The organism is Pseudomonas sp. RU47, from assembly GCF_004011755.1.
Lineage (GTDB): Bacteria > Pseudomonadota > Gammaproteobacteria > Pseudomonadales > Pseudomonadaceae > Aquipseudomonas.
In genome coordinates this window covers 5,907,321-5,920,224 of the sequence record NZ_CP022411.1, presented here as the reverse complement: position 1 = coordinate 5,920,224, position 12,904 = coordinate 5,907,321, and the positions used below count along the sequence as shown (strand labels likewise).

Annotated in this window: 14 protein-coding genes; 12 read left to right on the top strand and 2 right to left on the bottom strand. The window is 61.2% G+C overall.

Going from position 1 to position 12,904, the window contains the following annotated elements; translation table 11 throughout:
* Positions 1-6: 6 nt before the first annotated feature.
* From nrdR to CCX46_RS26985, 12 genes are all read left to right on the top strand, one after another.
* A complete protein-coding gene (gene nrdR, locus CCX46_RS27040; protein WP_007910946.1) occupies positions 7-471 on the top strand; it encodes a transcriptional regulator NrdR in 465 nt (154 codons plus the stop codon).
* On the top strand, positions 468-1,601 hold the full coding sequence (gene ribD, locus CCX46_RS27035; RefSeq protein ID WP_127929944.1) for a bifunctional diaminohydroxyphosphoribosylaminopyrimidine deaminase/5-amino-6-(5-phosphoribosylamino)uracil reductase RibD: 1,134 nt from the start codon (positions 468-470) through the stop codon (positions 1,599-1,601). The genes nrdR and ribD overlap by 4 nt, the downstream gene beginning before the upstream one ends.
* Before the next feature lie 47 nt (positions 1,602-1,648).
* Complete coding sequence (locus CCX46_RS27030; protein ID WP_127929943.1) at positions 1,649-2,314, top strand: riboflavin synthase; 666 nt, start codon at positions 1,649-1,651, stop codon at positions 2,312-2,314.
* Between the two features lie 16 nt (positions 2,315-2,330).
* Entirely contained in the window at positions 2,331-3,422 is a 1,092-nt protein-coding gene (gene ribBA / locus CCX46_RS27025) for a bifunctional 3,4-dihydroxy-2-butanone-4-phosphate synthase/GTP cyclohydrolase II (protein ID WP_127929942.1), read from the top strand.
* Positions 3,423-3,513: 91 nt separating this feature from the next.
* Entirely contained in the window at positions 3,514-3,990 is a 477-nt protein-coding gene (gene ribH, locus CCX46_RS27020; protein ID WP_003228649.1) for a 6,7-dimethyl-8-ribityllumazine synthase, read from the top strand.
* On the top strand, positions 3,987-4,487 hold the full coding sequence (gene nusB / locus CCX46_RS27015; protein ID WP_034153728.1) for a transcription antitermination factor NusB: 501 nt from the start codon (positions 3,987-3,989) through the stop codon (positions 4,485-4,487). The genes ribH and nusB overlap by 4 nt, the downstream gene beginning before the upstream one ends.
* A gap of 18 nt (positions 4,488-4,505) precedes the next feature.
* Complete coding sequence (thiL, locus tag CCX46_RS27010) at positions 4,506-5,471, top strand: thiamine-phosphate kinase (RefSeq protein WP_127929941.1); 966 nt, start codon at positions 4,506-4,508, stop codon at positions 5,469-5,471.
* Complete coding sequence (locus CCX46_RS27005) at positions 5,468-5,971, top strand: phosphatidylglycerophosphatase A family protein (RefSeq protein ID WP_011336134.1); 504 nt, start codon at positions 5,468-5,470, stop codon at positions 5,969-5,971. The genes thiL and CCX46_RS27005 overlap by 4 nt, the downstream gene beginning before the upstream one ends.
* A gap of 37 nt (positions 5,972-6,008) precedes the next feature.
* Entirely contained in the window at positions 6,009-6,746 is a 738-nt protein-coding gene (locus CCX46_RS27000) for a substrate-binding periplasmic protein (RefSeq protein ID WP_127929940.1), read from the top strand.
* Positions 6,747-6,982: 236 nt separating this feature from the next.
* Positions 6,983-7,600, top strand: a complete 618-nt coding sequence (ribA, locus tag CCX46_RS26995; RefSeq protein WP_016984117.1) for a GTP cyclohydrolase II — start codon at positions 6,983-6,985, stop codon at positions 7,598-7,600.
* Entirely contained in the window at positions 7,597-8,016 is a 420-nt protein-coding gene (locus tag CCX46_RS26990; protein ID WP_122661425.1) for an MFS transporter, read from the top strand. Before ribA ends, CCX46_RS26990 begins: the two co-directional genes overlap by 4 nt.
* Positions 8,016-8,816 (top strand): cobalamin-binding protein, encoded by an 801-nt coding sequence (locus CCX46_RS26985; protein ID WP_127929939.1) that lies wholly within the window; start codon positions 8,016-8,018, stop codon positions 8,814-8,816. The genes CCX46_RS26990 and CCX46_RS26985 overlap by 1 nt, the downstream gene beginning before the upstream one ends.
* A 110-nt stretch (positions 8,817-8,926) precedes the next feature.
* Here CCX46_RS26985 and CCX46_RS26980 read toward each other — a convergent pair whose 3' ends face one another.
* Positions 8,927-10,810 (bottom strand): TonB-dependent receptor domain-containing protein, encoded by a 1,884-nt coding sequence (locus CCX46_RS26980; protein WP_127929938.1) that lies wholly within the window; start codon positions 10,808-10,810, stop codon positions 8,927-8,929.
* 139 nt (positions 10,811-10,949) lie between these two features.
* Positions 10,950-12,848, bottom strand: a complete 1,899-nt coding sequence (gene dxs / locus CCX46_RS26975) for a 1-deoxy-D-xylulose-5-phosphate synthase (protein WP_127929937.1) — start codon at positions 12,846-12,848, stop codon at positions 10,950-10,952.
* Positions 12,849-12,904 lie beyond the last annotated feature (56 nt).

Genomic DNA, 12,904 nt, shown 5'->3' with positions numbered 1-12,904 from the left:
GCCACCATGCACTGTCCCTTCTGCGGTGCCAACGACACCAAGGTCATCGACTCGCGTCTGGTCGCCGAGGGCGAACAGGTGCGCCGCCGGCGTGAATGCCTGGCCTGCGGCGAGCGTTTCACGACGTTCGAGACGGCCGAACTGGTGTTGCCGCGCCTGATCAAAACCGACGGCAGCCGCCAACCGTTCGACGAAGAAAAACTCCGCGCCGGCATGCAACGCGCCCTGGAGAAACGTCCGGTGAGCGTCGAGCGCCTCGAATCCTCTCTGGTTCACATCAAGCACAAGCTGCGCGCCACCGGCGAACGCGAGGTCAAATCCCTTGTGGTCGGCGAACTGGTCATGGCCGAGCTGCAAAAGCTTGATGAAGTCGCCTACATCCGTTTCGCTTCGGTGTACAAGCGCTTCCAGGACCTCAACGAATTCCGCGAAGAAATCGACCGCCTCGCCCGCGAACCGGTGAAAGAATGACCACCGTCGCCGAGCAGGCCATCCTCGACGCTCACTTCATGGCGCGCGCGCTGGAACTGGCGCGTAAAGGTCACTACACCACGCACCCCAATCCTCGGGTGGGCTGCGTGGTGGTGCGTGACGGGCAGATTGTCGGCGAAGGCTGGCATGAACGTGCCGGCGAACCGCACGCCGAAGTCCATGCCCTGCGCACCGCCGGTGAGCTGGCCCGGGGCGCGACCGCTTATGTGACCCTCGAACCGTGCAGCCACCATGGCCGCACACCGCCATGCGCCGATGCGCTGGTGAATGCTGGCGTAGGCCGCGTGGTCGCAGCGATGCGTGATCCGAATCCACAAGTGGCTGGGCGTGGTTTGCAGCGTCTGGCCGATGCCGGCATCGCCACTGAAAGCGGTGTGCTCGAAGCCGAAGCGCGCAAGCTCAATCAAGGTTTTCTGAAGCGCATGGAACACGGCTTGCCGTTCGTGCGGGTCAAGTTGGCCATGAGCCTCGATGGTCGCACGGCGATGGAAAGCGGCGAAAGCCAATGGATCACCGGTCCGGCTGCGCGTTCGGCGGTCCAGCGGTTGCGCGCTCAGGCCGCGGTGGTGCTGACCGGTGCCGACACCGTGCTGGCAGATGGCGCACGTTTGACTGTGCGGGCCGACGAGTTGGGGCTGGATGCCGAACAAACCGCATTGGCCATGAGCCGTCCGCCACTGCGCGTGTTGATCGACGGGCGCCTGCGGGTGCCGCTCGATGCGCCGTTCTTCAAGGCCGGCCCGGCGTTGGTCGCCACCTGTGTCGCGATCGAAGAGCAATACGCTCACGGCCCTGAATGCCTGATCGTGCCGGGTGATGACGGTCAGGTCGATCTGCATCAATTGCTGATCGAACTGGCCAACCGTGGTACCAACGAAGTGCTCGTCGAAGCTGGCCCACGCCTGGCCGGCGCTTTTGCTCAGCTGGGTCTGGTCGACGAGTTCGTGATCTTCATCGCCGGCAAGTTCCTCGGCTCCACGGCGCGTCCGTTGCTGGACTGGCCGCTGGCTTATATGAAGGATGCGCCAGAGCTGAAAATCACTGAAATTCGCGCGGTAGGCGATGACTGGCGAGTCACTGCCATCCCTGCTCAAGCGGCGAGCGTATAATTCCCGGCCATCGTTATTACGCTGGCTTAGTTCTCAAGGAGAACCCCATGTTTACCGGCATCATCGAATCCATCGGCAGTATCCGCGCACTGACCCCAAAGGGCGGTGATGTGCGGGTCCACGTCGCCACCGGCAAGCTCGACCTGAGCGACGTCAAACTCGGCGACAGCATCGCGGTCAACGGCGTTTGCCTGACCGCCGTTGAGCTGCCGGGCGACGGCTTTGCTGCCGACGTCAGCCGCGAAACCCTCGACTGCACCGCTATGAATGACCTGAAAAGCGGCAGCCCGGTCAATCTGGAAAAAGCTCTGACCCCGACCACTCGTCTCGGCGGGCATCTGGTCAGCGGCCACGTCGACGGTGTCGGTGAAATCGTCTCGCGCAGCGACAACGCCCGCGCCGTGGAATTTCGCATCCGCGCGCCGAAAGAATTGGCCAAGTACATCGCCCACAAAGGCTCGATCACCGTCGACGGCACCAGCCTGACCGTGAACGCCGTCGATGGCGCCGAGTTCATGCTGACGATCATTCCGCACACCCTGAGCGAAACCATCATGGCGTCGTACAAGCCAGGTCGTCGGGTGAATCTGGAAGTCGACTTGCTGGCACGTTATCTGGAGCGTCTGCTTTTGGGCGACAAGGCCGCAGAGTCGGCATCCGGCGGCACGATCACCGAAAGCTTTCTGGCCGCCAACGGCTACCTCAAATCCTGACTGAAGGGGGTGCCTTGTGGCGCTCAATAGCATCGAAGAACTGGTTGAAGACATCCGCCAAGGCAAGATGGTCATCCTCATGGATGACGAAGACCGCGAGAACGAAGGCGACCTGATCATGGCCGCCGAATGCTGCCAGGCCGAACACATCAACTTCATGGCCAAGCACGCCCGTGGCCTGATCTGCATGCCGATGAGCCGCGAGCGCTGCGAACTGTTGAAGCTGCCGTTGATGGCGCCGCGCAACGGTTCCGGTTTCGGCACCAAGTTCACCGTGTCGATCGAAGCCGCCGAAGGCGTGACCACCGGCATCTCCGCCGCTGACCGTGCGCGCACCGTGCAAGCGGCTGCGGCCAAGGACGCCAAGGCGGAAGATATCGTCAGCCCGGGCCACATTTTCCCGCTGATGGCACAGGCCGGCGGCACCCTTGCTCGCGCCGGCCACACTGAAGCGGCTTGCGACCTCGCGCGCATGGCCGGTTTCGAGCCGAGCGGGGTGATCTGCGAAGTGATGAACGACGACGGCACCATGTCCCGTCGCGCTGAACTGGAAGCTTTCGCCGCTGAGCACAACATCAAGATCGGCACCATTGCCGACCTGATTCACTACCGGATGATCCACGAACGTACCGTTCAGCGGATTGCCGAGCAGCCACTGGACAGCGAACTGGGCCAATTCAACCTGGTGACTTATCGTGATTCCGTGGAAGGCGACGTGCACATGGCGCTGACCCTGGGCACTGTTTGCGCTGAAGAACCGACACTGGTTCGTGTGCACAACATGGACCCGCTGCGCGACCTGCTGATGGTCAAGCAACCGGGCCGCTGGAGCCTGCGCGCCGCCATGGCTGCGGTTGCCGAGGCAGGCAGCGGTGTGGTGCTGTTGCTCGGTCATCCGCTCGATGGCGACGTGCTGCTCGCGCACATCCGCGAAACCGGTGATCAGGCCACGCCGAAAAAACCGACCACCTACAGCATCGTCGGTGCCGGTTCGCAGATCCTGCGTGACCTCGGCGTACGCAAAATGCGCTTGATGTCAGCGCCAATGAAATTTAATGCGATATCCGGTTTCGATCTGGAAGTTGTAGAATACGTGCCCTCCGAATAATGACCGGTTGTTTCCGGACTCCGATTCGCGGCAAATAAATCACTGAGGGACGCGTAGCAGACGCGTCCCGGCTCTTTAAGAGAACTGACGAATGACCCTGAAGACCATCGAAGGTACCTTCATCGCCCCTAAAGGCCGCTACGCTTTGGTAGTGGGCCGCTTCAACAGCTTCGTGGTTGAAAGCCTGGTCAGCGGTGCAGTTGATGCCCTGGTTCGCCACGGCGTGAGCGAAAGCGACATCACCATCATCCGCGCACCTGGCGCCTTCGAAATCCCGCTGGTTGCGCAGAAAGTCGCCCAGAAAGGTGAATTCGCAGCCATCATCGCCCTCGGCGCGGTCATTCGTGGCGGTACTCCGCACTTCGAATACGTCGCAGGCGAGTGCACCAAGGGCCTGGCCCAGGTGTCCATGGAGTTCGGCGTACCGGTTGCCTTCGGCGTCCTGACCGTTGATTCCATCGAGCAAGCCATCGAACGTTCCGGCACCAAGGCCGGTAACAAAGGTGCCGAAGCTGCCCTGTCCGCTCTGGAAATGGTCAGCCTGCTGGCACAGTTGGAGGCCAAGTGATTAGCGACGAAAGCGATCGTTTCAACCCGCGCGAACCGCGTCCAACGGACGCCGGCAAGCCTTCGAAAAGTGAAAAGCGCCGCGCTGCCCGTCAGCTGGCGACTCAAGCGTTGTACCAGCGCCACATGGCCAGTACTTCGCTGAACGAAATCGAAGCGCAGTTTCGCGTCGACAACGATTTCACCTTCGCCGATGCCAGCTACTTCCACGACATCCTGCATGGTGTTCCGGCCAGTCTGACCGAGATCGACACTGCGTTGGCGCCGTGCCTGGACCTGACCATCGAAGAGCTGGACCCGGTTGAACTGTGCGTACTGCGCCTGTCGACCTGGGAACTGCTCAAGCGCGTCGACGTGCCGTACCGTGTTGTGATCAACGAAGGGATCGAACTGGCGAAAGTCTACGGTTCCACCGACGGTCACAAGTTCGTCAACGGCGTGCTCGACAAGCTGGCCCCGCGCCTGCGTGAAGCTGAAGTGAAGGCGTTCAAGCGCTGAAACGCGCTTGAAACCTCAATGGGCGAATTCGAGCTGATCCGCAATTTCTTCGCCGCCGCGCCCTGTGCGCAGGGCGGCGAAGGCGTTGCTCTGGGGATCGGCGACGATTGCGCCTTGCTCGCTGTTCCCCCCGGGGAACAGTTGGCGATCTCTACCGATACGCTGGTGGCCGGTGTGCATTTCGCCGACCCCTGCGATCCGTTTCTGCTCGGTCAGCGCTCGCTGGCCGTGGCGGTCAGCGATCTGGCCGCCATGGGCGCCACGCCCGTTGCCTTTACCCTTGCCCTGACTGTACCGACGGTGACCGCCGATTGGCTGCAAGCCTATGCCCGCGGTTTGAACCGCATGGCGCAGAGCTGCGGCGTTGCGCTGGTCGGCGGCGATACCACGCGCGGGCCGTTGAGTCTTACGGTAACTGTGTTTGGTCGAGTGCCGGCGGAGCAGGCGCTGACCCGCAGCGGTGCACAACCGGGTGACTTGTTATGTGTCGGCGGGGAGCTGGGCAATGCGGCCGGCGCCTTGCCTTTGGTGCTCGGTCAGCGTGAGGCTGAAGCACACATCGCCCAACCGCTGCTCGATCATTACTGGTCGCCGCAACCGCAACTCGCCCTCGGTCAGGCCCTGCGCGGCAAAGCCACCTCGGCACTGGATATCTCCGATGGCCTGCTCGCCGACTGTGGCCACATCGCACTGGCGTCGAAGGTGCGGCTTGAGATTGAACGCGAGCGCGTACCGCTGTCGGATGCATTAGTGGCGTTTCTCGGTCAGCGCGGCGCCGAACGTGCAGCGCTGAGCGGTGGCGATGATTACGTGCTGGTCTTCACCCTGCCGTCCGTCGAGTTGCCGGCGCTGCTGGCCAATGGCTGGCCGATCCATGTGATCGGTCGTGTGTCAGAAGGTCAGGGCGTGATTCTGCTGGATCGCGAAGGGCACGACATCACCCCGCAAATCCGGGGCTATCAACATTTTCAGGAGACACCGTGACAGATCACCCGAAACAGGTTCCGGCCGAATTCGTTCCGCCGTCGGTCTGGCGCAATCCCTGGCATTTTCTTGCGTTCGGCTTCGGTTCCGGCACCTTGCCCAAGGCGCCGGGCACGTGGGGCTCGCTGGTTGCGCTACCCTTTATTCCGTTGTGGCAAATGTTGCCCGACTGGGGTTACTGGCTGATGCTCGGGATCACCATGCTGTTCGGCTTCTGGCTGTGCGGCAAAGTCGCCGACGATCTGCGGGTACATGACCACGAAGGCATCGTCTGGGACGAAATGGTCGGGATGTGGATCACCCTGTGGCTGGTGCCGGAAGGCTGGTACTGGTTGCTCGCGGGTTTCCTCGTATTCCGTTTCTTCGACATTCTCAAGCCATGGCCGATCCGCTGGATCGACCGGCACGTGCATGGCGGCGTCGGCATCATGCTCGACGACGTGCTGGCCGGTGTATTTGCCTGGCTGGCCATGCAGGGTCTGGTGTGGGTTTTCGCCTGATTCCACGGGATATCAGGATCAAGTGAGGGGACTAGGGATGGCTCGACGCTGGTTGGCGTTAGTGGTTTTGGCTTTGCTGAGTACCGTGGCCGGTGCGCAGGAAGCTGCGCCGACGCCGGCGGTCATCCATCTGGCCAGCGAAGACTGGGAAGACTACACCGCCGCCGACGGCCATGGCCTTGGCTGGGACGTGTTGCGCAAAGTGTTCGAACCGGCCGGAGTAAAGCTGGATATCCGTAGCGTGCCATACACCCGTTCGGTCGGGCTGGTGCAGTTGAAGGAAGTCGACGCGCTGGTCGGTTCCTATCGCGACGAAGCCGAGCAGGTCTTGTATCCACACTGGAACTTCGATTCCGACCACATCTACGCGTTGGGTCTGGCGAGCAATCCATCGCCGACGCAGGCGACGCTGGGCAAATATCGTCTGGCCTGGGTGCGCGGTTATCGCTACGAAAACTACCTGCCGAATATCAAGCGTTACAACCAGATCCAACGGCGCACCGGCATTTTATCGATGCTCAAGCAGGGGCGGGCGGATTACTACATCGATGCGTTGACCGAGATCGAGGCCGTGCTCAAAACCGCAGCAGATCCGGCGCTGTATCGCTATTCACACCTGATCGAGCTGCCGTTGTTTCTCGGCTTTGCCGACACGCCACAGGCGCGAGCGCTGATGGCGCTGTATGACCAGCGTATGGAGCAGTTGGTGAAGAGCGGCGAGTTGAAGCCAATCTTCGAGAAGTGGAAGCAGCCGTATCCCTTCAACCCGAATTGAGCATACAACTCCTGTGGGAGCGAGCCTGCTCGCGAAAGCGGTGGTTCAGCCAGCATGAGGGCGACTGACCTGACGCCTTCGCGAGCAGGCTCGCTCCCACAGGGGATAGAGGCAACTCAGTAGTTATCAAACTTTTTGATCGTTATGCCCGATAATTCAGCCTAAGCGTCTGTAGGAACCTGCTGTTACAATGCCGGCCTGCGAATTTTCAGACTCTTTAGATCAGGAGCACACCGGTGCCTGTCGTCTTTGTCGCCGCTTCCAAGCTGCCAACGCCTTTTGCGCAATTCACCATGCACGGTTTTCTCGATGAAGCCACCGGCCGCGAGCACGTCGTGCTGAGCCTGGGTGAAATTGCCGACGGCGCCCCGGTTCTCGGCCGTTTGCACTCCGAATGCCTGACCGGCGACGCCTTGTTCAGCCAGCGCTGCGACTGCGGCTCGCAACTGGAAGGCGCGCTCAAAGCCATCGCCCGTGAAGGCCGTGGCGTATTGCTTTACCTGCGTCAGGAAGGTCGCGGTATTGGTCTGCTGAACAAGATCCGTGCCTACGAATTGCAGGACGGCGGTGCCGACACCGTTGAAGCCAACGAGCGTCTGGGCTTTGCCGCTGACCAGCGCGACTACGCGATGTGCCTGCCGATGCTTGAACATCTGGGCGTGAAATCCCTGCGTCTGATGACCAACAACCCGCGCAAGGTCAAAGCCTTGACCGACATGGGCATCACCGTCGCCGAGCGCGTGCCGCTGCACACCGGACACAACCCGCACAACAAGCTCTACCTGGCGACCAAGGCCAGCAAGCTCGACCACATGATGGGCAATGAGCATCAGGGCGAGGTTGATCGCGCGTGACTCGCGGTCAGGTGCGGCGCCGGTTGTCGGTCGATTGGTGGAAATACCTCGCGCTGGCGCTGGTGCCGTTGTTCGTGCTCAACGCGCTGTTTGGTCAGGGCGAAGGGATTCTGCCAGTACTGGCGATGCCGTTTTTCATTGCCGGCGTCGCATCGATGTTTGTCAGCCTGAAGTTTTTCGGTCGCTATAAACATGCGCTGATCGCCACGCAAAAAGCCCTCGATACCCCGGATGAACCTGCAGCGTGGATTGCCCTCGCAGCCCGTCGTCGTGCGGCTTTTCTCGCGGCAGCCTTGCCGGCGTGGATCGGCGCACTGGCGGTGTTTGTCGGTCTTGAAGCCGTACCGTTGATGCTGCTGGCGTTGTCCACGGCGGTGCTGTTTTATCTCTACCGTATCCCGCGTCAACTCGGCTGATGCGTCGTCTGTGGCTGGCGCTTCTGCTGCTGGCCGTCAGTGGCCCTGTGCTGGCGAACCTGCGGGTGGTCAGCCTCGCGCCGTCCCTTTCTGAAATTGTCGTTGAGCTGGATTCGGCTGACCTGCTGGTCGGCGTGCTGGATGCCGGGGAGCGTCCTGCTGAAATTGCCAACGTCCCCTCTGTCGGCCGCTATGGCCAACTCGACATGGAACAACTGCTGAGCCTCCAGCCTGATTTATTGTTGCTGTGGCCCGGCAGTGTCGGCCCTGCGCAGCGTGATCAGCTCAAGCGCTTGGGCATCCCGACCTTCGTCGCCGAACCGCATTCCTTTGAGCAACTCATTACCCAGATAGAAGCCATTGCCGCGCAATTGGGGCGACCTCAACGTGGGGTGAAACGGGCTTCGGAGTTGCGCAAACAACTCGCAGAGCTGCGCCAGCGCTATCGCCGGGACGTGCCGTTGCGGGTGTTTTATCAGGTGTGGGACAAGCCGCTGTACACCGTCGGTGGCGGGCAGATCATCAGTGATGCGCTGGAGGTATGCGGGGCGCGCAATGTGTTCAGCGATCTGAGTCTGCCGGCGCCGCAGGTGAGTATTGAGGCGGTGTTGCAGCGCGATCCTGAGGTGATTCTGGCGAGTGATCGGGCGCAGCTGAATGCGTGGAAGGCGTGGCCGCAGGTCGCCGCGGTGACGCAGGGGAAATTACTGCTGGTCACCGACAAAGGCCTTGAGCGCCCAAGCGGCCAGATGATCAGCGCCACCGCCAAACTCTGCCAATTGATCGCGCCGGACCACTGAAACCGTGGTGACTACTTCGCGAGCAGGCTCGCTCCCACAGGGGGATTGCATTCCAAATGTGGGAGCGAGCCTGCTCGCGAAGGGGCCTGTGAAATCACCGAAGATTCAAATCAAAGCTGGGGAGTCCAGGTGACACCAAACATCCACACTCGACCTTCTTCGCGATAGCCATACTGGCTGCCGTCATAGCTGTAGTTCGCCCGGCTGTAGCCCTTGTCGAAAACGTTATCGACCTTCAGATCCAGCTTGATCTCGCGGTTCAACGCCCAGCCGCTGCGTAAGCCGAACAGCGCATAGCCGCCCAGCGCCTGCGTATTGTCCTTATCGTCATAACTGCTGCTGACCGCCTGCCAACTGGCGCCGAGGCTGACTTGATCAAACTGTCGATCCAGATCCCAGCTCAACGTGCGCCGCGCACGTCGGGCCAAGGTGTGCCCGGTATCACGATCACGCGGATCGATGATCGAAACGCCAAGGTTGCTCTGCCAGTCGAACAGTTCCTGCTTCAGTGCCGCTTCAAATCCATTGATTCGTGCCGAAGCCACGTTCTCTGGACGTGAGTTGCTGCCGAAGATGATCGCGTCTTCCAGGTCAGTACGGTAAATCGACGCCTCGAGACGGCTGCTGTCGGTCAACTGACTGCGCCATTGCAGCTCGTAGCTTTTCGAGGTTTCCGGTTTCAGATCCGGGTTGCTGAAGTCCGGGTAGTACAGGTCGTTGAAGGTCGGCGCGCGGAAACCTTCGCTGTAACTCAGCAACAAATCGTTGTCCGGGTTCAGTGGCAGGGTGAACGTGCCGCTCCAGGTGTTCTGGCTGCCGAATTGTTGATTGTCGTCATGGCGCAGGCCCAGCTCCGTGGAGAAGCTGTCGGCTTGATAACGATGCTGGATAAACGCGGCGCGGTTCCAGCGACTGTCTTCGTCGAATGCGGTGCTGCTGTTGACCCGGTCTTCGTACCAGTCGCCGCCGAGGATCAGGCTGTTGCGTGCGTCCAGTGTCAGGTCGTTCTGCCAGTTCACCGAATCGCGGTAGGTGTTGAACACCGTGCGTTCGTCGCTGAGCTTGTCGAGGGTTTTCTCGCGATTCTCGGTGTGGCCGAACTCGACGCGGGTTTTCCAGGTTTCGTTGATCCGCGCATCGACGTAACTGCTGACACTGCTGACGTTGAAATCGCTGTAGGGCTGCTGCTGGAGCGATTCGAATGTGGTCATGTCGAAGCGGCCGAACGGGTTGTCAAACTCGCCCTTGCCACGGTTATCGAGCAGATTGGTGCCGATTTCGATGTCATCGGTCAGTGCATGGCTGAGGCTCAGGCTGACGGATTTATTGCGGTAGGCGTCGTGATCGCCATCGCTTGGATACGACTCATGGGTGCGATCAATCCCGGCAGTCTCATCCAGGCTGGCGCCGAGGTTGAAACGGGTTTTCTCATCGCCGCCGGACAAGCCGAGGCTGCGCTGCCAAGTCTGGTTGCTGCCGAAACCGACGTGCATCCGGGGCTGCAAACCCTGCTCAGTGCCGCGTCGGGTGAAGATCTGAATCACCCCGCCAATCGCATCGCTGCCGTAAATCACCGAACGCGAACCGCGCAGTACTTCCACGCGCTCGATCTGTTCGATATTCAGATGCTGCAGGTTGCTGTCGCCGGACGTTGAACTGCCGATGCGCTGGCCATCGACCAAAACCAGACTCTGCGCCGACTGCGTGCCGCGAATGTAGATCCCCGGCAGGCTGCCGCGTCCGCCGGCCTGCGCCACTTGCACGCCGGGTACGCGCCGCAGCAGATCAGGCACGTCGCTCGGTTGCAGGCGGTCGATGTCTTCGCGGGTGAATACCGTGTTGGCGGCGCTGCTGTCGTTGCGGGCCTCGACCTGGCGGTTGGCTGAGATCAGCGTGTCCGGCAGTTTCAGTGCCTGATCACGCTCGAAGGTATCGGCGAAAGCGTTGGTGGATGGCAGCAGAAGAAAGGGCAGGGCGAGGCGCGAGAGTTTCATGGAAATCAATCGGGAATTTCAGATGTGCACAAATCAAATGTGGGAGCGAGCCTGCTCGCGAATGCGGTGTATCAGTCAGCCCTGATTTGACTGACAGTCCGCATTCGCGAGCAGGCTCGCTCCCACAAGGGTATTGCGTTTATTTGTCGAGTAAGGCCAGACGCTCACGAATCGACGCTTCGATCCCGGCCTCATCCAGCCCGCACTCGGCCAGCATTTGCGCAGGCTTGGCGTGCTCAACGTAGATATCCGGCAAGCCCAGATGCAGCATCGACTTGAGAATGTTCTCGCGCGCGAGGAACTCGCTGACCGCGCCACCGGCGCCGCCCATGATCGCGTTCTCTTCGATGGTCACCAGCAATTCGTGGCTGTCGGCAATCTCGCGCACCAGCTCTTCGTCGAGCGGTTTGACGAAACGCATGTCGACCACGGTGGCATCGAGTTTTTCAGCGACTTTCAGCGCTTCGGACAGTTGCACACCGAACACGAGCAAGGCGACTTTGCTGCCCTGACGACGGACGATGCCCTTGCCGATTTCGATCGGCTCGAGGTCTTTCTCAATGGTCGCATTCGGACCATTGCCACGCGGGTAACGCACCGCCGCCGGGCCGTTGTAGAGGTGGCCGGTGGTGAGCATCTTGCGCAGTTCGTTTTCATCGCTCGGGGTCATGATGACCATGCCCGGGATGCAACGCAGATACGACAGATCGAAGCTGCCAGCGTGGGTCGGTCCGTCTTCGCCAACTAAACCTGCACGGTCGATGGCGAACAGCACGTCGAGGTTCTGCACCGCGACGTCATGCACCAGTTGGTCGTAACCACGCTGGAGGAACGTCGAGTAGATCGCCACCACCGGTTTTGCGCCTTCACAGGCCATGCCGGCAGCGAACGTTACCGCGTGTTGCTCGGCAATCGCCACGTCGAAGTAGCGCAACGGAAAACGTTCGCTGAACGCCACCAGATCCGAGCCTTCCTTCATCGCCGGGGTAATCCCGACCAGACGTGGATCGGCGGCGGCCATGTCGCACAGCCACTCGCCAAACACCGCCGAATACTTCGGCCCGCTGGCTTTCTTTGGCGCGGCGGCCGGAGCGTCCAGTGGTTCGAGCTTGGTAATGGCGTGGTAACCGATCGGGTCGACTTCCGCCGGGGCGAAGCCTTTGCCTTTCTTGGTGACGATGTGCAGGAACTGCGGGCCTTTCAAATCACGCATGTTGCGCAGCGTGGCGATCAGGGTTGGCAGGTCGTGGCCGTCGATCGGGCCGATGTAGTTCCAGCCCAGCTCTTCGAACAGCGTGCCGGGGACCAGCATGCCTTTGGCGTATTCTTCGGTGCGGCGGGCGATTTCCCAGGCGCCGGGCAGGCGCGACAGGACTTTCTTGCTGCCCTCGCGCATGCTCGCGTAAGTGCGGCTGGAAAGGATCTTCGCCAGATAGTTCGACAGACCGCCGACATTGCGCGAGATCGACATGTCGTTGTCGTTGAGAATCACCAGCATGTTGGCGTTCACTTCCGGCGCGTGGTTCAGCGCTTCGAAAGCCATGCCGGCGGTCAATGCGCCGTCGCCGATTACGGCAATCGCCTTGCGATCACTGTCCTGCAGGCGGGCGGCAATCGCCATGCCCAGCGCAGCGCTGATCGAGGTGCTGGAGTGGCCGACGCCAAAGGTGTCGTACTCGCTCTCGGAGCGACGCGGGAAAGCGGCGATGCCGTCTTTCTGGCGCAGGGTGCCCATGCGCTCGCGGCGACCGGTGAGGATCTTGTGCGGATACGCCTGATGCCCGACGTCCCACAGCAGACGGTCGTCCGGCGTGTCGAAGACGTAATGCAACGCGATGGTCAGCTCGATCACGCCCAGGCCGGCACCGAAATGCCCACCGGTCTGGCCGACCGTGTAGAGCAATTCCAGGCGCAACTCATCGGCCAGGGTTTCCAGCTCGGCTTCGCCTAACCGGCGCAGGCCGTCCGGCGTGTTCGCGCGGTCGAGCAGGGGCGTGGTCGGGCGCTTGCGGGGAATCTCATGAAACGTCGTGGGCATCAGGCGAATCGTTATAGGTATAAAAGATGCCGCAGTTTACCTGATGCATCGCCCCC

Bases quoted from the DNA above. Each gene is read 5' to 3' on its own strand.
- nrdR (WP_007910946.1), top strand. From the start codon at position 7: ATGCACTGTCCCTTCTGCGGTGCCAACGACACCAAGGTCATCGACTCG.
- ribD (WP_127929944.1), top strand. From the start codon at position 468: ATGACCACCGTCGCCGAGCAGGCCATCCTCGACGCTCACTTCATGGCG.
- CCX46_RS27030 (WP_127929943.1), top strand. From the start codon at position 1,649: ATGTTTACCGGCATCATCGAATCCATCGGCAGTATCCGCGCACTGACC.
- ribH (WP_003228649.1), top strand. From the start codon at position 3,514: ATGACCCTGAAGACCATCGAAGGTACCTTCATCGCCCCTAAAGGCCGC.
- thiL (WP_127929941.1), top strand. From the start codon at position 4,506: ATGGGCGAATTCGAGCTGATCCGCAATTTCTTCGCCGCCGCGCCCTGT.
- CCX46_RS27000 (WP_127929940.1), top strand. From the start codon at position 6,009: ATGGCTCGACGCTGGTTGGCGTTAGTGGTTTTGGCTTTGCTGAGTACC.
- CCX46_RS26985 (WP_127929939.1), top strand. From the start codon at position 8,016: ATGCGTCGTCTGTGGCTGGCGCTTCTGCTGCTGGCCGTCAGTGGCCCT.
- CCX46_RS26980 (WP_127929938.1), bottom strand. From the start codon at position 10,810: ATGAAACTCTCGCGCCTCGCCCTGCCCTTTCTTCTGCTGCCATCCACC.
- dxs (WP_127929937.1), bottom strand. From the start codon at position 12,848: ATGCCCACGACGTTTCATGAGATTCCCCGCAAGCGCCCGACCACGCCC.